The 25,464-nt window shown below is 49.5% G+C and carries 25 protein-coding genes; 15 read left to right on the top strand and 10 right to left on the bottom strand.

Annotation, left to right across the window (positions count from 1 at the left end; all coding sequences use genetic code 11):
• Positions 1-49 precede the first annotated feature (49 nt).
• From NYE33_RS00370 to NYE33_RS00360, 3 genes are all read right to left on the bottom strand, one after another.
• A complete protein-coding gene (locus NYE33_RS00370) occupies positions 50-1,933 on the bottom strand; it encodes a leucine-rich repeat domain-containing protein (RefSeq protein ID WP_341064350.1) in 1,884 nt (627 codons plus the stop codon).
• A 336-nt stretch (positions 1,934-2,269) separates the two neighbouring features.
• Positions 2,270-3,256 (bottom strand): hypothetical protein, encoded by a 987-nt coding sequence (locus NYE33_RS00365; protein WP_341064348.1) that lies wholly within the window; start codon positions 3,254-3,256, stop codon positions 2,270-2,272.
• Positions 3,234-4,154 carry an AraC family transcriptional regulator gene (locus NYE33_RS00360; RefSeq protein ID WP_341064346.1) on the bottom strand — a complete coding sequence of 307 codons (921 nt, stop codon included), beginning with the start codon at positions 4,152-4,154 and terminating at the stop codon, positions 3,234-3,236. The genes NYE33_RS00365 and NYE33_RS00360 overlap by 23 nt, the downstream gene beginning before the upstream one ends.
• A 157-nt stretch (positions 4,155-4,311) precedes the next feature.
• On the opposite strand from NYE33_RS00360, the gene NYE33_RS00355 reads away from it, so the two are divergent.
• The 5 genes from NYE33_RS00355 to NYE33_RS00335 are packed head-to-tail and all read left to right on the top strand — an operon-like array spanning position 4,312 to position 9,241.
• Positions 4,312-4,554: an acyl carrier protein gene (locus NYE33_RS00355; RefSeq protein WP_171719891.1), complete on the top strand. Its 243-nt coding sequence runs from the start codon at positions 4,312-4,314 to the stop codon at positions 4,552-4,554.
• Entirely contained in the window at positions 4,551-5,900 is a 1,350-nt protein-coding gene (locus NYE33_RS00350) for a hypothetical protein (protein ID WP_341064344.1), read from the top strand. The genes NYE33_RS00355 and NYE33_RS00350 overlap by 4 nt, the downstream gene beginning before the upstream one ends.
• A gap of 16 nt (positions 5,901-5,916) precedes the next feature.
• Positions 5,917-7,038, top strand: coding sequence for a UDP-glucuronosyltransferase (locus tag NYE33_RS00345; protein WP_341064342.1), 1,122 nt, complete (start codon positions 5,917-5,919; stop codon positions 7,036-7,038).
• Positions 7,038-8,231: a radical SAM/SPASM domain-containing protein gene (locus tag NYE33_RS00340; RefSeq protein WP_042133462.1), complete on the top strand. Its 1,194-nt coding sequence runs from the start codon at positions 7,038-7,040 to the stop codon at positions 8,229-8,231. Before NYE33_RS00345 ends, NYE33_RS00340 begins: the two co-directional genes overlap by 1 nt.
• A complete protein-coding gene (locus tag NYE33_RS00335) occupies positions 8,228-9,241 on the top strand; it encodes a Gfo/Idh/MocA family protein (protein WP_340948035.1) in 1,014 nt (337 codons plus the stop codon). The genes NYE33_RS00340 and NYE33_RS00335 overlap by 4 nt, the downstream gene beginning before the upstream one ends.
• A 70-nt stretch (positions 9,242-9,311) precedes the next feature.
• Here the strand turns inward: NYE33_RS00335 and NYE33_RS00330 are convergent, their stop codons facing one another.
• From NYE33_RS00330 to NYE33_RS00320, 3 genes are all read right to left on the bottom strand, one after another.
• Positions 9,312-10,100, bottom strand: coding sequence for a nucleotidyltransferase domain-containing protein (locus tag NYE33_RS00330; RefSeq protein WP_341064341.1), 789 nt, complete (start codon positions 10,098-10,100; stop codon positions 9,312-9,314).
• 81 nt (positions 10,101-10,181) lie between these two features.
• Positions 10,182-11,846, bottom strand: a complete 1,665-nt coding sequence (locus tag NYE33_RS00325) for a cellulase family glycosylhydrolase (RefSeq protein ID WP_341064339.1) — start codon at positions 11,844-11,846, stop codon at positions 10,182-10,184.
• A 214-nt stretch (positions 11,847-12,060) separates the two neighbouring features.
• Complete coding sequence (locus NYE33_RS00320) at positions 12,061-13,359, bottom strand: MFS transporter (RefSeq protein ID WP_341064337.1); 1,299 nt, start codon at positions 13,357-13,359, stop codon at positions 12,061-12,063.
• Between the two features lie 309 nt (positions 13,360-13,668).
• Here NYE33_RS00320 and NYE33_RS00315 point away from each other — a divergent pair, with 309 nt between their 5' ends.
• The 4 genes from NYE33_RS00315 (at position 13,669) to NYE33_RS00300 (ending at position 16,067) form a co-directional block, all read left to right on the top strand.
• Positions 13,669-14,658, top strand: a complete 990-nt coding sequence (locus tag NYE33_RS00315) for a tRNA dihydrouridine synthase (RefSeq protein WP_341064334.1) — start codon at positions 13,669-13,671, stop codon at positions 14,656-14,658.
• Between the two features lie 173 nt (positions 14,659-14,831).
• Complete coding sequence (locus tag NYE33_RS00310) at positions 14,832-15,062, top strand: AbrB/MazE/SpoVT family DNA-binding domain-containing protein (RefSeq protein WP_336103323.1); 231 nt, start codon at positions 14,832-14,834, stop codon at positions 15,060-15,062.
• A gap of 93 nt (positions 15,063-15,155) precedes the next feature.
• Positions 15,156-15,395 (top strand): type II toxin-antitoxin system PemK/MazF family toxin, encoded by a 240-nt coding sequence (locus tag NYE33_RS00305; protein WP_336103328.1) that lies wholly within the window; start codon positions 15,156-15,158, stop codon positions 15,393-15,395.
• A 102-nt stretch (positions 15,396-15,497) separates the two neighbouring features.
• Positions 15,498-16,067 carry an SF0329 family protein gene (locus tag NYE33_RS00300; RefSeq protein ID WP_341064331.1) on the top strand — a complete coding sequence of 190 codons (570 nt, stop codon included), beginning with the start codon at positions 15,498-15,500 and terminating at the stop codon, positions 16,065-16,067.
• A 65-nt stretch (positions 16,068-16,132) separates the two neighbouring features.
• Here the strand turns inward: NYE33_RS00300 and NYE33_RS00295 are convergent, their stop codons facing one another.
• Positions 16,133-16,825 (bottom strand): response regulator transcription factor, encoded by a 693-nt coding sequence (locus tag NYE33_RS00295; RefSeq protein WP_341064329.1) that lies wholly within the window; start codon positions 16,823-16,825, stop codon positions 16,133-16,135.
• Positions 16,822-18,984 (bottom strand): sensor histidine kinase, encoded by a 2,163-nt coding sequence (locus NYE33_RS00290; protein WP_341064328.1) that lies wholly within the window; start codon positions 18,982-18,984, stop codon positions 16,822-16,824. Before NYE33_RS00290 ends, NYE33_RS00295 begins: the two co-directional genes overlap by 4 nt.
• A 219-nt stretch (positions 18,985-19,203) precedes the next feature.
• Here NYE33_RS00290 and NYE33_RS00285 point away from each other — a divergent pair, with 219 nt between their 5' ends.
• From NYE33_RS00285 to NYE33_RS00275, 3 genes are all read left to right on the top strand, one after another.
• Positions 19,204-20,226: a carbohydrate-binding protein gene (locus NYE33_RS00285; protein WP_076248107.1), complete on the top strand. Its 1,023-nt coding sequence runs from the start codon at positions 19,204-19,206 to the stop codon at positions 20,224-20,226.
• A 151-nt stretch (positions 20,227-20,377) separates the two neighbouring features.
• Positions 20,378-20,995 carry a type 1 glutamine amidotransferase family protein gene (locus tag NYE33_RS00280; RefSeq protein ID WP_341064325.1) on the top strand — a complete coding sequence of 206 codons (618 nt, stop codon included), beginning with the start codon at positions 20,378-20,380 and terminating at the stop codon, positions 20,993-20,995.
• 302 nt (positions 20,996-21,297) lie between these two features.
• The gene (locus tag NYE33_RS00275) at positions 21,298-22,173 is read left to right on the top strand and encodes a copper amine oxidase N-terminal domain-containing protein (RefSeq protein WP_341064324.1); all 876 of its coding nucleotides are present in this window, start codon (positions 21,298-21,300) and stop codon (positions 22,171-22,173) included.
• Positions 22,174-22,800: 627 nt separating this feature from the next.
• On the opposite strand, the gene NYE33_RS00270 is transcribed toward NYE33_RS00275, so the two are convergent.
• A complete protein-coding gene (locus tag NYE33_RS00270; protein WP_341064323.1) occupies positions 22,801-23,364 on the bottom strand; it encodes a hypothetical protein in 564 nt (187 codons plus the stop codon).
• 196 nt (positions 23,365-23,560) lie between these two features.
• Here NYE33_RS00270 and NYE33_RS00265 point away from each other — a divergent pair, with 196 nt between their 5' ends.
• Positions 23,561-23,869 (top strand): hypothetical protein, encoded by a 309-nt coding sequence (locus NYE33_RS00265; protein WP_341064321.1) that lies wholly within the window; start codon positions 23,561-23,563, stop codon positions 23,867-23,869.
• A 233-nt stretch (positions 23,870-24,102) separates the two neighbouring features.
• Here NYE33_RS00265 and NYE33_RS00260 read toward each other — a convergent pair whose 3' ends face one another.
• On the bottom strand, positions 24,103-24,372 hold the full coding sequence (locus tag NYE33_RS00260; RefSeq protein WP_341064319.1) for a hypothetical protein: 270 nt from the start codon (positions 24,370-24,372) through the stop codon (positions 24,103-24,105).
• Positions 24,373-24,629: 257 nt separating this feature from the next.
• Between NYE33_RS00260 and NYE33_RS00255 the strand changes: the two genes are divergently transcribed.
• Entirely contained in the window at positions 24,630-24,956 is a 327-nt protein-coding gene (locus tag NYE33_RS00255) for a DUF3139 domain-containing protein (RefSeq protein WP_341064318.1), read from the top strand.
• Positions 24,957-25,131: 175 nt separating this feature from the next.
• Positions 25,132-25,461 (top strand): MazG-like family protein, encoded by a 330-nt coding sequence (locus NYE33_RS00250; RefSeq protein WP_341064315.1) that lies wholly within the window; start codon positions 25,132-25,134, stop codon positions 25,459-25,461.
• The last annotated feature ends 3 nt before the right edge of the window (positions 25,462-25,464 follow it).

The following is a 25,464-nucleotide window of genomic DNA, read 5'->3' as shown; positions in this document are numbered from 1 at the left end:
AACCTCTGGCGGTTAGCGGTCTATTTACGTATATTGGATAGTAATGGAATTAATACACGAGCACGCCCGCACCAAGCACGGATTTGTTCAACACGGAATTGCCGGCCAGAAATACCTTTTGCAGATTAGGCAAGCGGCTTAAGGTTTCTATATTGGAAATGGCATTGTTCTCCAGATGAAGCTCTTCTATGGCCTGCCAGTTGCTCATGAATTCCAGAGAAGCCAAATTGCTGTCTTGCAGGGTGAAGGAACGCAGAGCGGACAGGTTGGCGAAATAAGGAAGCACCTGGTCAACTTCACTGACGGAGTTATTGTTCATGCTAAAAGAGGGCCGGTCTAAGGTCAAATGCTCAAGCACGCTGTTCGCCGCGCCAGCCTTTTGGCCGAAATCCAGACGGCATTCCGAGCACACCAGCGTGTTCACCTGCTTCAAACGAAATAAGGCATCGCTCTCCTTATACAGCGACGAATCGTAGATGCTTAGTGTCTTCAGGCGGGTCAAGTCGTTCAGGGCGTCAAGCTGGACCATTTCGTCGATGTCCCAGAGAGAAAGCTGCGCAAGCTCCGGGAATTTCCCCAGAGCGGCCATATCGAGCTCCGCAGTTCCGCCCCGGATCGTCAGGGCGGTTACGGCAGGCGCTTTCAGTCCGGGGAGAAAGTCGCCGGGTATTTCGACCCGTCTTACGCCCGGCAATGTCAGTGCTTCTGCCTTCTCGTAGTACCCGGACAACGTGAACTCCCGCAAAGAGGGCAGGCTGTTCACGGCCGCTACCGAGCTAAGCTGGCTTAAGGAAGCCAGGCGGAGTGTGGTAATGGAAGTCTTTCCGGCCAGAGGCTTCAGATTAGAAAAATTCAAATTTTCCGTGTCAAGCGTTTGCAGAGCAGGCATGTTTTGCACAAAGTCGATGGACTTTACATTGGTCAGATAAGAAAGGTGAAGCTCCTGAAGCTGGGTTAAGGCGTACAGCGGCTGCAGGTCTGTGGCTTCACTGTGATGGATGGCCAGGGATGACAGCCCGGTCATGGACGATAACCACCCCAGTTCATCGACAAAGGTAAGCGACAGGGACTTCAGCGGCAGCTTATTCAATAAATGAAAATCCGTCACAGACTCATCCACATAGGTAATGGCCAGAGAGCTTAGATTGGGGAATTCCAGCAACATCGCCAATTCCTGATTGCTGCGAAGCTGGGTGGTTAGCTCCGTAATTTTAGACTTATCGCCAAAGTAGCGGGAAAATTTGCTGAAGGATTCGTTAAAGGCACCGCCATAGCTTTTTAATCCGGCCATATGGGCAAGCGTTGTTTGGTCCGCCTGGGAGATTTCGTAGGTATCCATCAGGTTCAGTGCCGTCAGCCCCTTAAAGGCTTCGAAATCCCGCTGATCGATCCGCTGGGTATTCAGTCTTTTGTCCTGGGTAACATAAGTGATCTTCTCGGCCCGCTCATTGCTGAAGGGATCGGAGAGGCTGTAGGTGAAACGCCACTGGTCATTCTCCGAATGATCTACGGTTAAATAGCGCAGACGGGCCAATTCCTCTTCTGTCGGCATCGCAGAGCCTTTATCCAAGATCTCCCGCAAAAAGGAGAGCAGGACCTCGCTTTCGGGCATCTTCCGCACAGACAGATTGGCTTCTGTTATGTGCTGAGGAGAGTCTAAGCCGTAATAGAAATAAGTACCAATGGCGCCTGATATGACGAGCAACAGGATAAGTATCAGCCTTAGGGGGATGGAGACAGAGACGGACGGCTTTGGCGTGGCCGTGGCCTCAGGAACTGTCCCGTGATAATGGTTAATGGTCTGATCCACATAGTAGACATGATTTTGCTTCAATAGAAGCTCTGTATGGCAATAGGGACACTTGAGAATCATACCTTCCTTGTAATCAATTCTTCCGCTGCAATTGGGACAGTTTAACGGAATAAATGCCACGAATGCCTCCTCCTTCATGATGTGATGATGATAAACTCATACTGAGCTGGCATCTGAGTTTATTATACTTCTTCTATTCTATTACACTTTCCAGAGAGGATAGAGCCAGCTGTTGTCAAAAAGCAAGTGATTTGTAGGTGGCTTGGTTGGTGAGGGCAGGTAAAGGTGATACAGATGGCGGGAGACAGATTTGACATAATATTAATGTGGAAATCCACCAATTTCAACCTATTTCCCCCAAAATGAAAAGAAGACCCCAGGAAACTGCAAGTCCTGGGGGCTTCTTTTTTGTACTTATGCTTCATCATAGAGAATCAATAATCCTTGCTGACGAACTTACCGGGCCCGTCCAGCCTGCATCGTCAATTGTACCAATTCCTCCAGCAGCTGCTCTTCCAGGCTGATGACTTCACACATTCTTCTGTGAATCTTCTGCCGACCGGCCGGCTTATTGCCGGAACACATCACCTTGATCATGAATTGATTAATCAGATCCCACTGCTCTCCTGCATGACGGTAGCCCTCGGCGGCCCGGGAGAGTGCAGGTACAGAGGCCTCGCGGTTAAGCAGCTGCAGGAACTGGCTGAACCGGATCTGGCTGATGGGCAGGGCGTTGGCGTACAGCTTGAAGCGGGAACCGGCTTCGGCAGAATGATCGGCGGGAATCCCTGTATGCAGATAGGTCCCGGCATAGAATCTGAGGTTAGCAGCAACCTCGCCGGGCTGAACCTGATTGGCTGGATTCGTCAGCATTTCATGAAGTGTTGTCTGCCAATCTGTGTATGAACGCGAAGTATCACAGAGCTCAAAGATGGCATAGAAATGGCAGGCTTGCTCGAGGATATCGAAATCTATTGCTTCAAGCTCTTTGCCATAGTAGGCATCCGTCAGATAGATGATGTTGCCGGGCCGGTCCAGTCCAACCGCGAGACAGGCATGGCTGGTATGCAGCCTGCGGAAGGCCACACACCAGGGGCAGTCATAAGAATCGAAGCCGACCAGAACCGGCATTCCCGAAGACAGCCGGCTCTCCAGAAGGTCAAGCATAAAGTCCTTATCCATCGCCGGACCCTTCCGTTCAATATAATTGAATAGAAGGCCATGATACGCAGTCAGGGATTCTGTACTGATCCGTGGCAGCACTAATCGCTCAATGAGCGGCTGATCCGGGGACTGCTGTTCTGCAAAGGACATCTGCCAGGCATTGCCGTACATGCACTTGCTGTCCTTGCCCTGCCACTCTGCAACAGACTGGATACAGTCATCAATACAGCTGCGCAGAGTAGGATAGGGCGTACTCTTAATGGGAGCAATGTTCAGCACTGCTCATCATCTCCTTCGCCGACAAAAAGTGACTCTGCAACCGGTTTCGATAAGAGGCAGGAGTCATACCGCTATATTCACGAAATAGCCGGTAGAAATATTTCATGTCATAAATTCCGACCTCCAGGGCAATGGACTGTATCCCAAGCTCTGTGAACATCAGCAGGAGGCAGCTATATTTCATGCGGATTTCCTGGAGCATCTGGATATAGGACCTGCCGGTCTTAATTTTGAATAATCTCTGAAACTGGCGGGAGCTCACCGCAATCTGGCGGCTCATCTCCTTCAGTGTGATTTTCTCTCTGAAATGACTGATCATATACAGAATGACGTCATGCAGCGGATCATAGTCTATTTCGGGCTCCTGAGCGAACGGAAGGGCGACTGCGGGCATTATGAGGTCTGCCAGTTCGAACAGCAACGGGTATAGCTGCTGTTCGTCCCCAAGTGAGCCGCAGCTCTGCATCTCATGCATACGGCGGAGCAATAAGGCCAGCTCCATGCTGCTCTCCCTATAGCCGAACCATTGCTTGACCTCCAGAAGCTCCAGGAGCGGGAACATCTCTTCTTCAGAAAAGGGTTCCGGCAGCCTCCTGAGCATCCTGCCAAGCTCAGGCCTGAGCATACAATTGTAGATGAGGAGCGGCTCTGCACCGGTCAGATCCTGCGGCTGGAAGACATGGGAAACCCCGGGCGGTATAACTAACAAATCCCCTTGCATAACCTGCATTTTATCCTCATCCGCTTGGTGGATGCCTTCCCCCTGAACCACATAGGCGAGCTCTACAAAATCGTGCTGATGACGTACGGAAGTGACCGTTTCCTGAGTCAGGAGCATTTGTACCGGCGAACAGGAGTCAAATAGATATTCCCCAGTAAAGACCGGAAAAACTTCCATAACACAAACCTCCGTTTCCTGCTTCCTTAAGATAGACATCTGGAATCCATCCTAGTATATCTGAATATTTTGGCGTATTCAACCATATATTAACAGTCTGCTATTTGGTATATTCATCCTATTCATTCCTATCATGCCTACTGAAAGGGGTATACACATGCAGCAAAAGGTTATTGAGATTATCGCGGAAATCAAGGAGGAGCCGGGCCTGCGTCAGACGCTGAGCGGAGCTTCCGATCTGACGCTGGACGCCGCACTGGATTCGCTGCAAATCATCAACTTTATTCTGAGAATCGAAGACGAATTCGATGTCGAAGTAGACTTTGATACCTTTGATCTTGAGCATTTGAAATCGGTGGACCGCTTCTCCGCGTATGTCGCCGAGCTTGCTGTACGATGAAGCACGCTGTACACTGCGGCAGCCTGGAGTCGGAACGGTACTGGCGGGAGGAAGACCTGGCTGCGCTGCCATCCGTTCCTGATGCGAAGGCTCTGGCTATCGTGCAGGCCATGGATGAACTGCTGTTTGTCTTCTGCGGGAGCGGAGATATTCTATTAACCCGCCATGGGATGGACAAGGCTCAATATGACTATCTGCAATCTCTCAATTATTCATTCAAGACCAATATGAATCCATTAACCCTGGGCGTGGAGGCACCTGGCACAGCACAGAACGCACTGAATGCAATGAATGTATTCGAGCTGCTGGGCAGGCTGAACCCCGGGCAGGAGCCGGACAGGTTAATACCGGAAGGAGCATGGCTTGAGCCCTTTGCCGTGCTTCCCGGAACGCATGAGGCGGTTAAGCGGTATAAGCTTCAGCCCGCTCTCCCGGATGAACAGACTGTGCGCAAAGTGAACACCAAAACCTACTCTGCTGCTATGCGGGACAGGCTGCTGCTGCCGAATATCGCTGTTGTTGTCCATAGCGCGGAAGAGCTGCTGCAATCCGGACAAGCGCTGCTGGAGGAGGGGGCTTTTCTGATCAAGGATGAGTATGGTGTATCCGGCAAAGGCAATCAGCTCGTGGACTCTGAGCGGATATTGCGCCGGATTGCCGGGTACCTGGAATCCAGCCGGAACCAGGACAAACGAATAAAGTTTGTGCTCGAGCCGCTGCTGGACCGGGAGACCGACTTCTCCTGCCAATTTCACATTGATCCGGAAGGCCGGATCTCGATATTGTCCGTTCAGCAGCTGGTCAACCATGGCTTTGCCTTCGGAGAGTCCCACTCCCCGGAGCCGGCTCTGCTCGAAAGGCTGGACCGGGAAGACTATTGGGAGATCATGCACAGCATTGGGCGGGAGCTGTATGCAGACGGTTACTTCGGTGATGTATGCGTGGATTCCATGCTGCTGCGTGACGGAGGCCTCGCGCCTCTGGTCGAGATCAATGCCCGGAAGTCGATGAGTCTGATCAAGCATAATGTAGACCGCCAGCTTAAGCAGGAGGGAATGCATACCTGCCTGTTACAGGTGCCGCTGGCAACCATGGGCGAGGTTCATTATGCAGATCTGCTGGGGCGGCTTGAGCGGGAAGGCATATTATTTTCGCTGGGAGCGGGGGAAGGCGTGATTCCTTTGGCTTCGGGCACACTTCAGCCTCCTGACCCGTCCCGGTCTGCCGGCTCCACTAAGGGCAAGCTGTATGCAGCACTCGCTTACCGGGATGAAGACAGCAAGCACAGACTCACCTCCAAGCTCGACGAATCGCTTCTGCGCTCGGGTTACACTATACTGCGATAAAGAAAGGGACCCTCCAATGAATAACACCGTGACGATTCTATGCTCTGGTTTTGGTCTGGGCTTCTATGTCCCCGGCCTGCTGATGGAACGGAGACTTACCGCACTTGGCATCCAGGCGGAGATTGAGGTCTTTGAAACACTCATGTCCGACAGCAAAAAACAGCAGACAGACAACAGCCGCAAAGCGTACCAGCAGAGCTTTGCCGTAGCCTTGACCTCGCAGAAAATACCCGGTGATATCCGGGGCAGCCTGGATGCTGCGGCCGTGGAACATTTATTACAGCAATGGAAGCAGGAAGAACGGCAGCGCTTCATTGTATTATCCGGGCATTGGGTGCATGTCATGGACAGGTACCGTGAACTGGCCGGCTTTCCTGTGGAGGCTGACCTGCTCTATATTGATGCCGACCTCTCGCCGTCATGGAAGAATCTCCGCAGGCTGAATCCCGGTTACGCGGAAGGCTACCGCGAAGTAAGTATGTATGACCCTGCGGCAAGGGAGATTCTATGCAGCATAGATGCCGGACCCGCGGAGGGGCTGCCCGCTGCGGCCAGGAACGGGAGACTGGTTGTTCATGGCGGCGGCTGGGGAATTGGCACCTTCCGTGAGAAGTTTGATAGCCTGGAGTCGGCAGGGTATGAACTGGATATAGCCTCATACAGTCCTCAGGAGATTGGAGAGGCCGTCCATGGAAGACGTTATTATATGAACGATCCGGAGTGGCGGACCTGGAAGCGTGACAGCAGCGGGCAGTATACCTTCCCGCCTTTTGCAGAAGTAACCGTCAGCCAGCCGGACCACTATCCGCCCTGCCGTAACTACCAGGACGGGATGTATGGCGTCATCCGGCAGGCATCCGCAGTCATCAGCAAACCGGGTGGAGGGGCCTTGATTGATTCCCTGGCTTCGGGCACACCGCTGGTGCTGCTGGACCCCTTCGGCCCGCATGAGAAGATTAACAGCGATCTGTGGGTGGAGCTGGGTTACGGCATCCGTTACGGGGATTGGGCCGAGATGGGCTTTGACCGTGAGGCACTGCGGAAGCTGGCGGACAACCTCCAGTCAGCCAAGGGCCGGTACCCGGATTATGCGGCAAGCTATGCGGAGCAGCTATCCGCAGCAGAAGGGAGAAGCTAATGCAGCCTACCAGTAGAGTGAGCCTGGATGCCAAGTCCTTTGAGGCCCTGAAACGTACGATTAAGAATGTGGTGGTCCCGCACAGGGAACGCAAGCTAGATCCAGGGTTCAAAACCGTTATGCCGGAGATTATGTCCCTGAAGCTGACTAACCGCTGTAATCTCCGCTGCAAGCATTGCTACCAATGGAATGAATCCGGCTATCATCATGATATGGACACCGCCGAGCAGAACCTCGATATGGATGTGGAGATGATCCGGAGGCTGCTGGAGGAGACGGATGAAGCGCAGTCCCGCCTGTATTTATGGGGCGGCGAGCCGCTGTTTCACCGGAATACCAAGCAGATTCTGGAGCTCCTGCAAGAGCATCCCCGGGACACCACGATCTGTACCAATGCCTATCTGATTCCTAAGTATGAAGAGGAGCTGTGTGCAATCTCTGACAACCTGGAGCTGCTGATTCCGATCGAGGGGTTCGAGGCGGAGCATGATTTGCTGCGCGGCAAAGGCTCCTTTCAGAAGGTGATCGAGAGCGTCGAACGGCTGCTCGAGCTGCGCAGGCAAGGCCGCTTCCGCGGCCGGATCTCTGTGCACAATGTGATTAACGACAATATGATCGGCCGATTGTATGAGCTGGTGGAGTTTTTTGAGCACAAGGGCGTCGATCTGGTACTGCTCTGCTTCCCGTGGTATATCTCTGCGGACACGAGCCTTGAAATGGACCGCTTCTACGATGAACACTTCCAGTGGCTGGCGGAGCTTCCGCCGGATCACCGGAGCAGCTGGCATGCCTTCAAATACCATATCAAACCGGAGAATGTCACAAGGCTGACCGAAGACCTGAAACGGATCAACAGCAACACCTGGCATAATACCCGAATCCGTTACCAGCCGGGACTCGACTTTGATGAAATCGAGGATTTTGTGGCCGGCAAGCCGATGCTCTCCCGCAGTACATCGAAATGTCTGGCGCTCAGTACCCGGGTGGATATTGCTCCGAACGGGATGGTGAGTGCCTGCAAATTTTTTGGCGAGCTGGCCATTGGCAATGTGAAAGAGCAACCGCTGACGGAAATATGGAATTCAGCCCGCTACGACAGGCTGCGGCGGATTCTGGATGAAGGCTTGTCGCCGGCCTGCTCCAAATGCAATGTGCTGTACCTGAATACCTATGCTGCCCTGACGCATGTATGAAGAACGGGTGTGATCAGCCTGCCTATAGGCTCGGTATCCTGGGTGCCTCGAATATTGCTGTACCTGCCATGCTGGAGCCAGCGCAGGTTGTGGAGAAGGTGCGGATAACCGCAATTGCCAACCGGACATTGGAAAAGGCAGTGAAACTGGCAGAGGCTTACCATATTCCTTATGTTGCGGGCAGTCTGGATGAGCTGCTGGAGCTTGGCGATCTGGAGGGGGTATATATTGCACTCAGCAATGACCTTCATGCAGAATGGGCAGTCCGGGCATTGGAGGCGGGGAAGCATGTATTGGTAGAGAAGCCGATGTGCCTGCATCCCGAAGAAGCTGAACGGTTACGGCTGCTAAAAGAAAGCTCCGCTGCTCCGAAGCTCGCCGAAGGTATGATGATTGCCTTCCACCCCTGGCAGCAGGCACTCAAATCCATAGTCGACTCCGGGCAATTCGGCCCGCTCTATAAGATCAGTACAAGAATATCCGTGCCTGCCAAGGACAGATATGCCGGGAATTACCGCAGTGTCAAGGCGAAGGGCGGAGGCGCTTTTGCCGATCTGGGCTGCTATTGGCTGCAGTTCCTGCAGACCTTTGTCGGTCTTCAGCCCAGTGAAATCAGGGCGAAGTCTGCTTTTGACGGGCCGGAGGGCTGTGATTGGACCTTTCAGGCGGCGCTGCAATATGAGAACGGTCTGGAAGCTGAATGTCTGACTTCCTTCGAGCTGCCCTTCCGGGCTTCGCATACCCTGCATTTCGCGCAGACAGTGCTGACGGTCCCGGATTTCTTCCGGCCGGTCAAAGGCTTCTACAAAATCAAAATACGGCATGATCTGCCAGACAACCGCAGCACCCTGTGTGAATTCGCGCCGATGAACTATTATGTCAATCAGCTGGAGGCTTTCGCAGAAATCATGAGCGGGCAAAGGGCGGAGCAGCTGGAAGCTACATGGGAACGGGTACACCTGCAATCCCTGATCATGGCCGAGGCGCAGCAGCACCGGGTTTATCTATGAAGAAGCAATCTGCCCCTGGCCCAAACGTCAAAACAGCGATTCTCCATCATCGGAGAGTCGCTGTTTGTTGTTAACGGTCCTGCAAGGAAGGAGGCTGCTCTATCCAGGAGCGCTCGTTGCTCAGCACATAAATGCCCAGCGCCTGCTCGAAGGTAAGGCCGTGATTATAGAAAGCCAGCATCTTCGCAGCGAAGCGCATACTCTTATCTGCGCCGGGCGACTGCAGCAGCTCTGCAGCGAGCTTACGGAAGTCCTTCGGCTTAGCTTCTGCAGCCTCAACGGCATCCAGCAGCCCCTTGTGGCTTGGAAAGAGCATCCGGTTATAAGCCAGGATCATTCTCCCGCTGAAGAAGACCAGGTTGCTGGCCGTGTGAGCGAGCAGGTAGGCGTCGTTCTTCCGGGCCGCTTCTTTGGCGAAATAAAAAGCATACAGGAAGATCTGGGCGCAAAAGTCCCGCAGATTACGGTCTCGGTGTTCTTCAGGATAGAGCGGAATTCGGGCAACCAGTTCACCCAGCTCCGGGATTCTGGAGAATAGAACGCTTGAACCGGTAAAAGCATACCTCGTCGGCTCGTTACCCCGCCCCGCGGCAAGCTCCAGGAACCGGAGGTTGATCACCTTGATATCGGCGTATCCGCCTTCATAGGTACTGACTTCCCGGTCCACGTAGGACAGCTTATTCTTCCGGTCATACTCTTCATAGGCTTCATCGGTGAATACCAGGTGAACATCCACATCCGAGGTCTCCTTGGCGGTTCCCTGGGCTACCGAACCGCTGGTGATTACTGCCAGGCAGGAAGGGTCCTTCGCCTGCTTCTCCACCAGCTTCTCCAGCGTCTGTCTATGGTGCGCATACATCTCTTTCATCCTCCCTTAACGTGCTCCTGCACATTAAGCGTAACCATTAGACAGCTCACCAGCTATGGTCAATTCAGACATTTAAGGTTCAATTCCGTAGATCAGCTGGCCTTGATGATAAATCGTGATACGGTCATTCGCGGCGTAGCTGATGATGGCGGGCTGGAATGAGTAGTCATTAGCCTGGTTGAGATTCGCCCAATTCGTGTTGTGAATGCGGAACTGAATATCTCCGGTTGTGCCGGAAGCTGCGAGTGAGCCAGCACCTGCCGTGAACCCGATCTCCGCATAAGTATCTGCACCTGTTCGCGGTGTAGCCAAGGGGACGATTTGCGTCAGCAATTTTTCTTTGCCGATGACCGCGTAATCAAATTCTAGGGTCTGTGCAGCATTCCCATCTCTGTTGTACCAATAACGTATCGTAAGCTCATTCAGCGGAATAGAGCTACCGGACTCGTTCTTCAGCTGTAGACTCGCCCGGATTGAGCCCACGGCCGTCCCCGTCTCACCGGCACGGTAGAGCAGTGTGGCATGAGGGTCGCCAGATCCGGGGCCTTCACCGGGTCCGCCAGGATCACCAATAGGGGTAAAGGTGACCGGCTTCATAATAAGGTCCAGCATAGCCTGCTTCGGCGCATTCCAGGAGGTCCAGTCATCCAGCAGCAGACCTCCGGTATCTCCGCTATTGGGATTCAGACTCCAGTACGTCCAGTAGAGATTGTTCTGGCCGATGTAGCTTACGAGCGCATGCTGCCATTTCCCTTCCGCCGATAGGGTATCTACGCTGCGCCCGCCGAATTCTCCGGCAAGAACCGGGGCAATTTGTTCCTTGCTGATGTATCCCCAGGTATCATCCCACAGCTTCGGCAGATTATTGGGGAAGTCGGCAGCACTGAACCAGGTCTGTGAGGCAACGCCGGGACCATAATCATGCGGGGAATAGACCACCCGGTCCGGCACAGTAAGCGTGACCGGGTAATTACGCACGCCTGTCAGATTACCGCCCCACCAATAGCTGCTGGAGTTGCCCTGAACGTTGGTCTCAATGCCTTCGACAATAATGAGCCAGTTCGGATTCGCGGCGAGAATCGCATTGCCTGCCCGTTGACTGGCCAGCCGCCAGTCTGTGGCAGGATTACCTGTTCCCCAGCTTGCCGTACCATGCGGTTCGTTATGCAGGTCGGCTCCAATGACGGTAGGATTATCTGCATAGCGCTGGGCCAGCATCACCCAGTCACTGATCCAGCGGGTTTCGGGATAGGCCGCAGTATACCACAGTGCCGATTGTCCGCCGGAGTCCGGCCGGTGCCGGTCAAGGAAGATCCGGATGCCGCGGTTCCCGGCTTTCTCAATCAGTTTATCCATAATCTGCACCGGCGTAAGGCCGGCCAGATCAGGATTCTTGGCATAATCGATACTATTGGCTGCAGAGCCTGCATCGAACATCTGGTTGCAGTAGGGCAACCGGATCAGGTTATAGCCTTCCGTCTTGATCTGGTCGAGCACATCATCCATGGAACGGGACCACAGCCCATGCGGAGAGTAGTTCGCGGTTTCGAAGCCAAACCAGTTCAGTCCGTTGAATACGGCCGGATTCCCGGTGGAATCCACGATTTTGTTGCCTGAGGTGTGATAATAGCCTGCTGAACCTTCAGCCTTCACTTCATAACCCGGATACGCATAAGCACCTGCCAGCAATACCAAAGCTGCAAACCATACACCCAACTTCCGGAACCCGAACGACATCCATTTTCCTCCTCTTAGTGATTTCAGTGAGGTCAGACTTTATAGCATACGATCCGAATGTTAACGTATTCATCTGAATTAGGGTGAATTATGAATAATTGGAAACATTTATGTTAATTCGCATTTGGGATGTAGCCGCAAACTGAAAAAGCACAGGGCAGCCGCAGAGCCGCCCTGTGCTAATTGCAGTTGGGGTAAGTTGGGGGAGGAGAAGCTATTCCTCCAACCTCCAGATATGTTTGTCCGCCCGGAACGGCAGACAAGATAATGCACCGGTAATTCCGATTACCAGGAATAGCAAAGCTGCTCCGGAGCCTTTGCCTGTCCCGACCAGTGTCACCCACAGGCTGCCTAGCGGCTGCCCTGCCATAAAGGGTTCAAACACCCTGTCTACCAATATACCGCCGCACAGATATCCCAATGGAATGGTGAAAAACTGCAAGGTATTCCTTGCCGAATAGACACGCCCCTGCATCTCAATTGGAATTGTGGAGCGGAACAGCACATCCATATTAGCGTTCATAACAGGAATGAATATCCATCCGAGGATTGCACCCAAACACCATATAGGCGTGCTTCTGCCAAAGGCAAGGAAGAAATTCTCGGTGCTCATGGAAAAAAGCAGGCAATTACAAATGACCCGGACCCGGCTTCTGGGCGGCGGCAGGATAGCTACCGAAATACTCCCAAGCATCAGGGCTATCCCTGTAACGGTGTTGACCATCCCCAGCGCCAGCTCTCCGCCACCCGTCCGTGAGAGCATCATTGCGGGCAGGGCAGCATTGAAAATGGAGGCGGTGAAATTGATCAAGGCCAAAAAAAGGATCAAATCCAGAATGCCACGGTTATCCCTGAGATACCGCAGGCCGCTTGAAGCCGATTGCAATATCGTCTCGCTACCGGTGCTGCTCCGCTTAGGAACCTGCGGGATATGGACAAAGCATAGCAATGCCGTGAACGCTGTGGCAAAGGTAATCAGATCAAACAGGATCACAACCCGGATACTGGTGAAGGAAAGTATTGAAGTAGCGAGTATAGGCGTCAATATGGTAACCAGCGAATTGGAAAAGGAACGCATTCCGCTAACCTTCTGATAGTGTTGCTGCGGAGCCAGCAGGCTAATGGTTACATCCGACGCCGGCTGCTGTACAGTGTTCATCACGCCAGTCAAGGTATTGATCAGATACAGATGCCAGATCTGGAGTTTACCCATTGTCATCAGTATAAGGACCGTGACGGTACAAAGTGCCGCAAAGCTGTCACTGATCAGCATCGTAGCCTTCTTGTTCCACCGGTCGCTCAGTGCACCTGCGAAGATACTGAGCAGGACATAAGGTGCGTAGGAACAGATAACCAACAGAGAGCTGGTTAGAGCCGATCCATTCTGCTGATAAGACCAGATCACCAGGGCAAAGGCGGTCATTGCACTGCCCAGTGCCGAGAATGACTGTGTAATCCATAAAATCAGGAAAGTACGAAGCTCCCTGAGGTTCATTTTGAATTTTGTTATCATGACTCTGCTCCTCTTTCAATGAATTCTTAACGATTCAATGAAAGTGCAAAGCCGAACGGACGAGCTGTAGTCCGCTCCGTGCAGTTTCGTCCGGTTCAGACTTTGCACGGAGCGTTGTCACTGCATATTCTCATATTCATTCTCCTTCTTGATCGCTTGAAGTTACATTCACCTGGAAAGTAAATTCTGCTTTATTTTACCATATGCGAGCTGTTCCGTCTTACATGAATTAATTGGGTAAGTATGTTTCCTCCGGGATTATGATATAATTTGCTTTAATATCTTGCTATTTATAGAGAGGTTTTTAATATGATGAATAATTTCTGGCGTGAACTACCACGCCCTTTTTTCATACTGGCACCCATGGAGGATGTGACGGATGTTGTGTTTCGCCATGTCGTAAGTGAAGCGGGCAGACCGGATGTCTTCTTCACGGAGTTTGCGAATTCAGAGAGCTATTGTCACCCGGAGGGGCACCATGCGGTGCGCGGGCGTCTGACTTATACTGAGGATGAACAGCCGATTGTCGCTCATATCTGGGGTGATAAGCCGGAATACTTCCGGCAGATGAGCATCGGCATGGCTGAGGAAGGCTTCAAGGGCATCGATATAAATATGGGTTGTCCTGTAGCGAATGTAGCCGAGAACGGGAAGGGAAGCGGTCTGATCTGCCGTCCCGGGCTCGCAGCGGAGATTATCCAGGCGGCCAAAGCCGGGGGACTGCCCGTCAGTGTGAAGACAAGACTCGGGTTCACAGATCTGGACGAATGGCGCGGCTGGTTAACCCATATCCTGCAGCAGGACATTGTGAATCTGTCGATTCATCTGCGCACCCGGGAGGAAATGAGCAAGGTGGATGCCCACTGGGAGCTGATTCCGGAGATTAAGAAGCTTCGTGATGAGATCGCACCGCATACACTGCTGACCATTAACGGGGATATCCCCGACCGTCAGACCGGCCTGAGGCTCGCTGAAGAGTACGGTGTGGACGGGATTATGATCGGGCGCGGGATTTTTCAGAATCCGTTTGCGTTCGAGCAGGAGCCGAAGGAACACAGCAGTGCGGAGCTACTTGATCTGCTGCGGCTGCATCTGGATCTCTATGATGAGTATTCGGGACAGAAGCCACGTTCATTCAGTCCGCTCCAGCGGTTCTTCAAGATTTATGTCCGCGGCTTCCGCGGAGCGAGTGAGCTTAGAAATAACTTAATGAACACCAAGTCTACCCGTGAAGTGCGTGCGCTGCTGGATGAGTTTGGGAGCAGGGAGCAGGACGGGGCGGACGAGCTTGGGAATTAGACGGCCGGGATTCTAGAATTCCGGGTGGAAAAAAGAATTGACGTGAAAGACTGAGGATCGGATGAGGGGAAGGGACAAGCCCGGAGCCAGCAGGTCATTCCTCTGTTTTATATATCCTCGACATGATTTGGCTTCTTGAATCACTTTGTTTATACGTTCTAGGAGGCGGTTCTATGTTTCAGGTTCAGAAATGGGGCAACAGCTTGGGCATTCGCATTCCGAAATCCCTTGCTCTAAAGGTCGGTATTGAGGAAGGCTCCGAAGTCGATCTTGATGTGGAAGATGGACATCTTATCATCAAGCCGAAGTCGGCCACACTGGACGAAATCCTGTCCCGGGTCACCCCGGAAAATCTCCATAATGAGGTCTCTACAGGCGAGCAGCAAGGACGGGAAGTATGGTAACGGGCGGGTATGTACCGGATCGGGGTGACTTGATATGGCTGCAGTTCAACCCGCAAGCAGACTGAACAGGCAGGCAAACGCCCGGCCTTGGTCGTGTCTCCTGCTTCTTATAATGGTAAAGTCGGAGTTTCCTTGCTCTGTCTGGTAACTTCTAAACCAAAGGGCTACCCGTTTGAAGTAGTCATACCGCAGGATATGCCCATTGAAGGGGTTATCCTTGCAGATCAAGTAAAGAGTCTCGATTGGCAATCCAGGCAGGCAGCGTTCATCTGTAAAGTACCACTGAGCATTCTTTCAGATGTCATTGCTAAACTCGACATACTGATTCGCTGATCCTAGTAGAAATAGAATAGACATGAGACTGAGGACCGGATGATGGGGAGGGGGAACCCGGAGCCAGCAGGCCAGTCCTTTTTTTTCATATGGAGGGATTACATGTCCTGGAGCAAATTGAAGCAGCAGCTGGAGGGCTTTCTCAGTCCTGCGTTAGAGGGAACGGTAGAATACCGCGCGCCGGGTTACCGTTATCTGCCTGATAAATCGGGAATCTGTTACATCTCAGTGGACAGAAGGAATGTGCTCAATATGGGCGATAAAACGAACACGATCCGATGGTATCAGACAGAGCTGGAGATTAAGAATGATCCGGAAATCCGCATTCCTGTCAGTAAGGACGACATTGAAGCGGTCAGACAAGCTGCCAAAGGGCCTGTGCCGGAGGAACGCCTAATCGTAATGGCCAGAAGCAGATTAAGTACAGAGCATGCCAAAGAGCTAATGTCAGCGCAGGCTGCACTCGTTAAATCGAATTTCATCGTGGTCGCGAATAAGTTCCTGACTACTCCTATTGAGGAGAGCCTGGAGAGCAGGGACATGGTACTTAATATTCTTGCGCTGGTGGATCGCAGAGTCGGGAAAAAGCGGATTCTGGGTATGACGGAGAAGATGGGGTTGAAGCATCCGATGGTGCAGTATTTCTATGAGCTGCGGCGGGGGGCGCTCTGAATAGTATGCCACAGGTTCAAGCGAGAGTTCATGCTTGAACCTTTATTATGGGAACATTGCTATACTCAACGCTTGCCGGCAACCAGCATATATCCGGCCCCCCGAATCGTAAGGATTCTCTCCGGATTGACAGGATCAGCCTCGATTTTTTTGCGTAAGTTACTGATGTGTACGGCGACCGTTCTCGTATCCTCCAGACTCTTCATTCCCCAGATGAGATGAAACAACGTATCGACCGTGACGACTTGATTAACGTTTTGTGCCATATAGGAGAGTAGACTGAACTCTTTCTTCGATAAAAAGATCGTTTTACTGCCCATGTTAACGGACTGTGCGTAGAAATCCAGTGTCAAGCCCGGTAATTCCAGCAGCTGTTCCCTTCTGCCCGTCGATACTCTGCGAAGGTGAGCCTTGATCTTGGCCATGAGGACTCCCGGACTGAACGGCTTGGTCACGTAATCGTCGCCGCCATAAGATAAAGCGCTGATCTTCACCTCGTCCTCCTCCTGACTGCTCAGAAACACAATCGGCGCATTCGTGTAGCTGCGTGCGTTCCTGCACCAGTCAATGCCGTTCTCATTAGCCAGCAGGACATCCAGTACAATCAGATCCGGATTAAACGATGCAAGCAGCATCATGGCTTCTGTCCCGCTATGGCTAGACGAGGATACGAAGCCTTCCCGTTCGCAATACGCCTGAACAATCTCACAGATATGGGGATCATCATCGACGATCATAATTTTGTACGTGTCCATCATGTTGTCACCTTCCTGCTTCCCGGATACAAAGGCAGCGATACATAGAATATCGACCCCGTCTTGCCGTCGCTCTCCGCCCGGACCGTTCCGCCATGCGCTTGTACGATTTCCCTGCAAATCGCCAGCCCAAGGCCGCTGCCCTCTACTCCCATGTCCATACCCGGCCGGTCAACCCTGTAATTGCGGTCGAAGATTTGCTCGAGCTGCTCAGGGGGGATGCCTGTACCAGAGTCTTGTACGCTAATGATTGCAGTGCGGGTATCCTTCACCTCATCCCAGGTTAGAGCAAGACGCACCATCCCGCCGCTAGAGGTGAACTTCATCGCATTCGACACCAGATTAAATAGCGCCTGCGTTAATCTTTGCGTATCGATCCCGGCAACAGGCAAGAAGGCTCCCAGATCCTCCGTATGTCCGGTATCCAGGTTGAAATTAAGCCCCGCGTCACACACTACCAGCTCATATTGTTCATAGAAACCGCGCAGGAAATGAATCACATGAACCGGCTCCATACGGTATTCTACCTGCCCCGTCTCCAGATGGGACAAGAAGGACAACTCCCCGATCATGCGGTTAATCCTTACCGTGTTATCCCGGATATACTTCAGGTACTGTTCATTGCGTTCCGGCTTAACCATGTCGATCACAGCCTCGACATAACCAAGCATGCTGGACAGCGGCATACGCAGATCATGTGTAATGTAGGCAAGCAGCTTTTTCCTGCCTTGCTCGGAGTGAAGTAACCGCTCATACGACATGCGGAGGTCTTCGTGGGCTGCGGATAGGGCATGTGTACGCTCCATTACGAGCTGCTCCAGATTGGAATTCATTTCAGTCAGCTTGTTATTGGCTTCGTACAGCTCACGTGCAATTCTCTCTTCGTTCGTTACCGCCCGCGTATATCTGGAAGACAGCAGAATCATCTGTGCGATCGTGAATATGAGCAGCCCAAACGGAGAGGTATTACCGATGAGTGACCATTCGTTGAAATACAGGAAATCGTTGATCACCGTTACCAGAGCAACCATCGACACGAGCAGGAAGATCAGCGCCCCCTCCATACGCCGCACAGCCGCCTCAGCCAGACCCACCATCAGATACACCATGTGAAGAACAACGATTACACCGATCAGCAGTAACATTCTTGAATATATAATTGCAGGGGTCAGTACAACAACCAGACAGAGTGCGCTCGTTATGATCCGGCTGCCCAGACGAAACCACCGCGACACATAATTCGGGAAAATGCATTCAAAATACATGGTGATGATATAACCACTGACACATAGAATCAGATACTCGAGCTTGAACTGCAATTCCCACGGAAAACGGGGAAACCATTGTGTGAACATGAGCTCGCCGACCAGCAGGGACCGGATACCGAACAACACAGTGAACAGTCCAAAATAAAGCGGTGCCCTGTCCTTGCGCCGCAGCATGTAGAGTAGCAGATGATACACGCCGATGACCAGCAGGCTTGCGGTTATGAACATCTCTGCGGCAACCTTCCGAGTGGTCTTGGCCGCTAATACGTTACTGCCACCCAGCTCTATAGACGTGGTGATGCCGCCCCGCTTATGATGGAAGTTTGCAACTTGTATAACCAGCTCTACGGTATCGCTCCCGGGCTGGAAGAACACCAGCTTCGTTGCCAGACGTGGTGTCACGCTACTCTTGTCCTGACCAACCTCGCCAACTTCTGCTAGCAGCTCTCCATTCACCCATAATTTATACGCATGAAAAATGGTAGGCAGCCGCAGCGCAAGCCGCTCATTCCTGTCCTGCCCCCTAAGCCGGGTGACCAGCCGAAAGGTTGCATAGCCTTGCCCTTCCAGCTCTTGACCATCAAGCTTGTAGCCTAGCCAAGAGCTGGGGATGCTGATATACCGGTCAGCCGTTTCCCCGCTTGCCATCCGGCTCCGTATATCCTCTGGAGAGAGCAGCTCCTGCCAGTAGAACTCCCATTCTCCCTGTAACTTTAGCGGAGTCTTAAGGATAGAAGCCTGCGTTAGATCCAGAACGCCTTCTTCGCTTCGAAGCTTGGGGGCGCCTGGCGTTACAGGCACGATGGCATAGCTTATGGCCAGACCGATAACAACGGCAACCGCTATATGAAAGAAGATATTACGAGAAACGAACCTTAGAATACCCCTCATCATGAAGCCGACCCCAATCTACAAAATTCGCTATAAATGAGTTGATTGTTTCATGATAGCATCATTACAGGAAGCTGTGTTGATGAAAACGCGGAATTTGTCATTACAGCAAGGGGTTGGGGAGTGAAATTGATGGAATTATTTTCACAAACGACAATACAATATACCTGTGGTTCGCCTAATGGGCGAAACCGGTAAATTAAATAAAGGAGGTTTAAGTGATTGATTAAAAAAGTTCCAGCCAGAGCCTTATCCCTTTTGGTAGTTGCAGCCATATTCCTGTCCCTGTTCTTCACAGCCTTACCGCAGGCAAACGCGGCCGCCAGAGGAGCATGGGCTCCTAATACGGCTTATGCAGTAAATGATACAGTAACCTATAGCGGAAGTACCTATACCTGTCTTCAGGCCCATACTTCCCTCACAGGCTGGGAGCCGCCTAATGTTCCTGCACTATGGAAGAGCGGAACAACAACAACACCGACCCCTACACCTACACCAACCACACCCCCAGCAACAAACGGAGTCACATTCTATGCAGATATCAACTATGGCGGGAAGGCGGTAACCCTGGGAGTAGGCAATTATGTATTGTCCCAGCTGAATGCTGCAGGCATTCCGAATGACTGGATGTCTTCGCTTAAGGTTCCCGGCGGCTGGACGGTTGAAGTCTATGAGAATGATAACTTTGGCGGAACCAAATGGACTTATACAGCAGATTCCTCCTGGGTTGGCGACAGTGTCAATGACAAGATGACTTCGGTTAAGATCTATACCGGTTCGCAGCCTCCTTCGGTAACCAAACCTGCCGAGGTTCCCAGCCAAATCTGGACCTATGTCGTGAATGCAGACAATGCTTATGGCAAGGGTGGAGATTTCGCACTGCTGCTGAGTGCGGTGATTAAGAAGGAGAGCAGCTTCGGAGCAGGCCTGCCGGGCAGCCCATCCGCCGGCGACGGATTGATGCAGGTCGAACCTAATACCCGGGGTGCCTATGCCTCACAATTCAGCGCCAAATTCGGCCGCGCGTATAATCACAGCAGCGAACAGGATCAGGTATACCTGGGCGCATTGATCCTGAATGAGAAGATTGTCAGATTCGGAGATATCTATAACGGATTGCTGCACTATAACGGAGGCGACAACTGGTATCCGGGCGCTACCGATTCCTATGGCCGTCCGATTCTGGCAGATCAATATGCCAATGCCGTTTACGCTACATATAAGGGGTATGGGGGGAAGAACTAAGGGGTTATCTTCTATAAAAGAAGGCAAAAAGACGCTCGGGAGGAGTCTCGGAGCGTCTTTGTTATATGTTCAGCTAAAATAGCTTCACTGACAGCAGCTGTCAGTGAAGCTATTTTATAATAGAGGAAAGGACTTGAAGGAGGACGTACAAATGAATAATAAGGTATATCTATATGTGCTCGACACCATGGCAGACTGGGAGATAGGGTACTTAACTGCCGAACTGAACTCGGGAAGGTATTACAAGAAGGGGCAAGCCCCCACTGAAATAGTAACCGTAGCCAATGAGAAGACGCTGATCACTACAATGGGCGGACTGGCAATAATGCCTGACACCACGGTGGATGAGTGCAGCATTACAAGCACAGATGCCTTGATTCTACCCGGTGGAGAGACATGGACTGAAGCCATCCACGAGCCCATACTCCAACTTGCCGCGAGATGTATACAGGAAGATATATTAGTGGCAGCGATTTGTGGGGCTACCATGGGGCTTGCCCAGGCCGGATTACTGAATTCACGCCCGCATACAAGCAATGATCTGGAGTACCTCAAAATGATCTGTCCTGCGTACACCGGCGAAGAGCTCTACCAGATGCAGTCTGCTGTAACGGATGGCAAGCTGATCACTGCCTCTGGAATAGCGCCGCTAGAATTCACTGTACATGTCTTGAAAGCCCTGGATGTAATGGCTCCAGACAAATTGAAGGCCTGGTATAGTCTCTACAAGACCCAGGAAGCTAAGTATTTCTATGAGTTGATGGGATAAGAGTAGTTAAGGAAGATCGCCCTCTCTTTTAGCTGGTTCACGCCTGCTCCATTAATCGGTTTATACCAATTTCAAGCTGCGAAAGTTGCGTAATATAATTATAATCAATAATTCTCTATTCAATTCAAAGAAAGCAGTCTAGCACGTGAGGCTGCCTTTTTGCATTCAAATCATAATTTTGAACAGAACGTACTATGGATTCATTTCAATATATGGTGTACAAATATTGGATAGTCGAAAAGTGTTAGGAATGGGGAAGCGTGAGTATAGTTAAGGCGAACTTATTATGAGGAGGTTATATTATGATAAAAAAATGGACGATTTCTTTGCTTTCATCAGCACTTCTTTTGCTGCCTTTAACAACAGAGCCTAGTTACGCGGCAGAGGTACCAACATCTACTACGATTAACAATGGTCAAATAAACAACGGTCGGGTATTAGTCCCCTTACGTGCTGTCTCCGAAAATCTTGGTGCAAGTTTGCAATGGTTTCAAGCGGATAAAGTTATTAAAATCAAAAATGGTAATTCAACCATATGGCTTGCCGCAAATTTCAAACGAGTAATTATTGAATCTGCTCCATCGAGTGAAACTCCAGATACACCATCCCGGGAATATGTGGATTTGGATACTGCGACACAGGTCATCCAAGGAACAACGTATGTCCCGCTTCGTTTTGTTAGTCAGTCGTTAGGAGCAGTTGTATCGTGGGACCAACTGTCTAAACATGCAACAGTAACGTTAGGTAACAAGGGACTCATTGTCAATATGGAGTCCCCGTCTAATCAAATTCCGGAAAAAAACAAAATTACTGACTCACGCTTGAAACTACTATCGGATAAATTAAACCAAGCATCAAAGGTATCTTCAATTAAAAATGTAAATTCAACCTTTCAGCCGTATTTCACGGATAGGTTAATTAAGTCGCTTGTTCAGAACAAAGGCTTAAACACAGCGGGGACTTATGAAGCACCTGTCACTTCACCTATTTATACTAGCAAGCATTCTGCCACACTTACACAATCCGTAATACTGGCGAATGGTCTTACAGGAGAAGATCAATATGCAGAAGACCGGACGGTCACTCTTGTATTCACGAACGGTACTTGGAAGGTGGATAGCGTAAATAAGGGGTCCAGAGTTCTGATATCGGGGTTCTCTGATTATGACCCTCAGTAATTTTGTTTGAAAGCAATAAGTGCTGGAGTTGATGCAGCACCTGCAGTTGATAAAGTGAGGATACGTGTGATAAAGCCTTTATTGGGACCAGTACCGATGCCACCTCGACCCCTTATTGAACTTTGCCCCTCTTAAAAATCTGAATTGAACGCATCTAACAAGGTGAGCAAAACAAAAATCACACAATGCCTGATTGGGAAGGGTACATAGATGGGATTCTACACTGGTATGGGCAGGAAGAGAGGATGAGGTTTATATTCAGGCATCCGTTGAGCCTAGCGGATTATCATTTTTTGCCCGAATGAATCAGAGTGATTGGGATTCTTGGATTGCAAGGTTTAAATCTGAAGCGACAAAGGTATTGGGGTTTGAGATGGGGGAGCCTGAGGAACATAGATAACTCGAAAGCTGGTGAGAACATGAATGCAAACCAAGCAATTAACGTTATAGATATGGAATTATCTCGCTAAGTATTTCTATGAGTTGATGGTATAAGAGCAGATAATAAGGGTACCCTCTCTTTACGGAGAGGGTATTTCTGTTTGTCTGGCCAGGGATGGCAGGACATCTTCTGGACATCAATAAGTAGTTGTGGGGGGATTTGCCGTGCACCACTATAGGGTGAATTTAAGTTGCAGTTTTCATGTTACTGCGTAGGATTTTGAAATCTTCTAATATATTGGAGATTCTTAAAATCATATCTCTATTCATATCTTGTTCAGTAGGGTTATTTGGTAAGTACAAGCCCCACTGCTGAAACTTGCCCTCTAATAGAACAAATCCGGATACATGAGCTCCAAAACCATTTATTCTTGCAGATTCAAGAGTTAATCTGTCGTCATGAAATACACTCGTCAGTAGATTCTCAGTCCCCATGAAAAATACCGGATATGTTATGTTACTGAAAAAATCTTTATATTCCTGCTTGGCTGCTTCAGCCAGATAATCCTTTGTAATGATTAAGCCATCATAATTTATATTAGTATCTTCAATAATATCGTTGAGGCTTTTTGGTATGTAGCTTAGATTTCTAATGTTATCAAAAGGAACATCACCAATAACTGCAATTTCTAACCGGATTGAAGGGGGGTTATAAAGCTCCTCCGCCTGAGGCTCATTTACAATTTTGATGTCACAGCTTACAAACAACACGGATAACAATATAAGAAGTAATAACATTTTGTTTTTCATTAGTGAGTATCCTTTTTTATTTTATGATAATGGTTACTTTATATTTAAAAATATAGAAAAATAATCCTTTTTGCAAGTGGATAATTAACTCGATTGAGCCTCGAATGATAGGAAGGGAATTCCAACATATGATACGATGTGATGGAAGTGCGTAAGATTTATTTTGTATATGTTGTAAGACTAAGGGGGAAGGCAAATGAATGAAATAACCTCTCATCATTGTAATCTGACTATATGGGCTCATCTGCCTGATGAAGTATGGAATACAGTTGCTAATATATATGAGCTTATGCCTGGTTGGAAAGGGTACATAGATGGGATTCCACACTGGTTTGGGCAGGAAGAAGATGATGTTTATATTCAGGCATCCGTTGAGCCAAGTGGATTGTCATTTTATGCAAAGATGAATAAGAGTGATTGGGATTCTTGGATTGGAGCGTTTAAATCAGAAGCAACTAAAGTGTTAGGGTTTGAAGTTGGTGAACCTGAGGATGGGTATGTGTAAAAGGTTATGTACTCATCACCTACTTACTACGCATAGCTTACCGGCTTCATCGTAAAGGTTAATTAACTTAAATAGACCGATAAGGAGGATAATGACGTGTCTGTTCCCTCAGTTTCTAAACCACTTTCTGTGCTGTTAGTATAGTGGGATTAATTCTTTCATATAAAACATACTATTTTTAAAAATGTAAATAAAACTATACTAACACTGAAAGAACTAATTAGCCTGAAAACTCACTTACTCACCCAAACTTTATAGACTATTGGTTTAACGTTAAAATCGCAATCACAATATATATTACAACGAAAACCACGAATAGTATTTATTCTAGTTAATTCAAAGACTAAAGCATACGCTATTTTTTCATCTGTTGTTATATAACCTTCATATAAATTTCCAATTTCATTAAATGCGCCAGTATATGCCCATTCATGCGCCTCTCTCATTGTTTCGAAATGCATTGTTTCTATAAACCATCTTATTGATTCGTCATTTTGATTCAAGCTAATCACTCCCGTTAAGATATAATTTACATTCAAAATCTACCACTGAATTTACACTTGTAAGACCATCTACATCAAATCGAATATGAATAATATCACCGGGAGCTAACGAGGCGTTTGTAGGAGAGCCAACATAGTTGTAATTACCGATACTACCGTGAAAAAGGTAGTTATAAGGTTGAACGTGTGTATCATATCTATAATCCGGGAGATGTAAACCTAAAATATCAAACTATTACATAAAAAGGGGATTTATTATGAAGAAGATAAAAATAATACTCCTAGTGATTGTTCTGATGGCTTGCGCTTTAGGATTCGCTGGATTAAAAATATTCAATGATAAAACAACGAGCGAAGTAGAAACGTACTTGTTAGAGAAAAAAGGGTATAACCATAATGATATATATAAAATTTATACTCAAATTGGTAAAGCTCCTCTGGTGAGTACAACTGTTATTTTTAATGATGATAGAAGTTCTAGATATTTTTATCGCAATGAAAACGGAAAGATATATCAATATAGTAGGGCTCCCGTTCACGGTGTGGACGATGGAATAAAACTATATAAACATAATGAAGAATAGTTATTAGTTAATTTACTTTACTGATTTTCACAAGCAAACATTAAAAGGTATCCCAAGAAGCTATTAAAACAGCTTTCCGGGATACCTTTTCCTTTTTTAGGTTGGGCTGTGCTATCATTATTGCGTACAGAGAAATTGTGGAAAATTGAATTTGACCAACATGATGGGGGTACATATGGACGAACTAATCCAGAAAATCATCCAATTCCGTGACGAAAGGGACTGGAAGCAATTCCATGATCCTAAAGATCTGGCTCTCTCTATCTCGCTAGAGTCGAGTGAACTGCTGGAACTCTTCCAATGGAAGAACAGCCAGCAAGCCATAGAGCAACATTACTCCGACATGCAGGACGAAATCGCTGATATTCTCATCTACACGCTAACGCTCGTTCATGATTTAAATATTGACGTAAAGGATGCCATCCTTCAGAAAATAAACAAAAACGCAGAGAAATATCCGGTATCCAGTTCTAAGGGAAGTTCGAAAAAAAGTACGCGGCAGTGAATG

Source organism: Paenibacillus sp. FSL R10-2199 (assembly GCF_038000235.1).
In the GTDB taxonomy this organism is placed as follows: domain Bacteria; phylum Bacillota; class Bacilli; order Paenibacillales; family Paenibacillaceae; genus Paenibacillus_AQ; species Paenibacillus_AQ phytohabitans.
Note: the sequence above shows the minus strand (reverse complement) of the source record. Positions and strands in the feature narration are given on the sequence as shown.

What these genes read in the sequence shown, in the direction of transcription:
- NYE33_RS00330 (WP_341064341.1), bottom strand. Translation starts at nt 10,100, where the DNA reads ATGTATGCGCACCATAGACAGACGCTGGAGAAGCTGGTGGAGAAGCAG.
- NYE33_RS00340 (WP_042133462.1), top strand. Translation starts at nt 7,038, where the DNA reads ATGCAGCCTACCAGTAGAGTGAGCCTGGATGCCAAGTCCTTTGAGGCC.
- NYE33_RS00250 (WP_341064315.1), top strand. Translation starts at nt 25,132, where the DNA reads ATGGACGAACTAATCCAGAAAATCATCCAATTCCGTGACGAAAGGGAC.
- NYE33_RS00290 (WP_341064328.1), bottom strand. Translation starts at nt 18,984, where the DNA reads ATGATGAGGGGTATTCTAAGGTTCGTTTCTCGTAATATCTTCTTTCAT.
- NYE33_RS00350 (WP_341064344.1), top strand. Translation starts at nt 4,551, where the DNA reads ATGAAGCACGCTGTACACTGCGGCAGCCTGGAGTCGGAACGGTACTGG.
- NYE33_RS00310 (WP_336103323.1), top strand. Translation starts at nt 14,832, where the DNA reads ATGTTTCAGGTTCAGAAATGGGGCAACAGCTTGGGCATTCGCATTCCG.
- NYE33_RS00335 (WP_340948035.1), top strand. Translation starts at nt 8,228, where the DNA reads ATGAAGAACGGGTGTGATCAGCCTGCCTATAGGCTCGGTATCCTGGGT.
- NYE33_RS00360 (WP_341064346.1), bottom strand. Translation starts at nt 4,154, where the DNA reads ATGGAAGTTTTTCCGGTCTTTACTGGGGAATATCTATTTGACTCCTGT.
- NYE33_RS00315 (WP_341064334.1), top strand. Translation starts at nt 13,669, where the DNA reads ATGATGAATAATTTCTGGCGTGAACTACCACGCCCTTTTTTCATACTG.
- NYE33_RS00355 (WP_171719891.1), top strand. Translation starts at nt 4,312, where the DNA reads ATGCAGCAAAAGGTTATTGAGATTATCGCGGAAATCAAGGAGGAGCCG.
- NYE33_RS00345 (WP_341064342.1), top strand. Translation starts at nt 5,917, where the DNA reads ATGAATAACACCGTGACGATTCTATGCTCTGGTTTTGGTCTGGGCTTC.
- NYE33_RS00320 (WP_341064337.1), bottom strand. Translation starts at nt 13,359, where the DNA reads ATGATAACAAAATTCAAAATGAACCTCAGGGAGCTTCGTACTTTCCTG.
- NYE33_RS00295 (WP_341064329.1), bottom strand. Translation starts at nt 16,825, where the DNA reads ATGATGGACACGTACAAAATTATGATCGTCGATGATGATCCCCATATC.
- NYE33_RS00265 (WP_341064321.1), top strand. Translation starts at nt 23,561, where the DNA reads ATGAATGAAATAACCTCTCATCATTGTAATCTGACTATATGGGCTCAT.
- NYE33_RS00275 (WP_341064324.1), top strand. Translation starts at nt 21,298, where the DNA reads ATGATAAAAAAATGGACGATTTCTTTGCTTTCATCAGCACTTCTTTTG.
- NYE33_RS00300 (WP_341064331.1), top strand. Translation starts at nt 15,498, where the DNA reads ATGTCCTGGAGCAAATTGAAGCAGCAGCTGGAGGGCTTTCTCAGTCCT.
- NYE33_RS00255 (WP_341064318.1), top strand. Translation starts at nt 24,630, where the DNA reads ATGAAGAAGATAAAAATAATACTCCTAGTGATTGTTCTGATGGCTTGC.
- NYE33_RS00270 (WP_341064323.1), bottom strand. Translation starts at nt 23,364, where the DNA reads ATGAAAAACAAAATGTTATTACTTCTTATATTGTTATCCGTGTTGTTT.
- NYE33_RS00325 (WP_341064339.1), bottom strand. Translation starts at nt 11,846, where the DNA reads ATGTCGTTCGGGTTCCGGAAGTTGGGTGTATGGTTTGCAGCTTTGGTA.
- NYE33_RS00280 (WP_341064325.1), top strand. Translation starts at nt 20,378, where the DNA reads ATGAATAATAAGGTATATCTATATGTGCTCGACACCATGGCAGACTGG.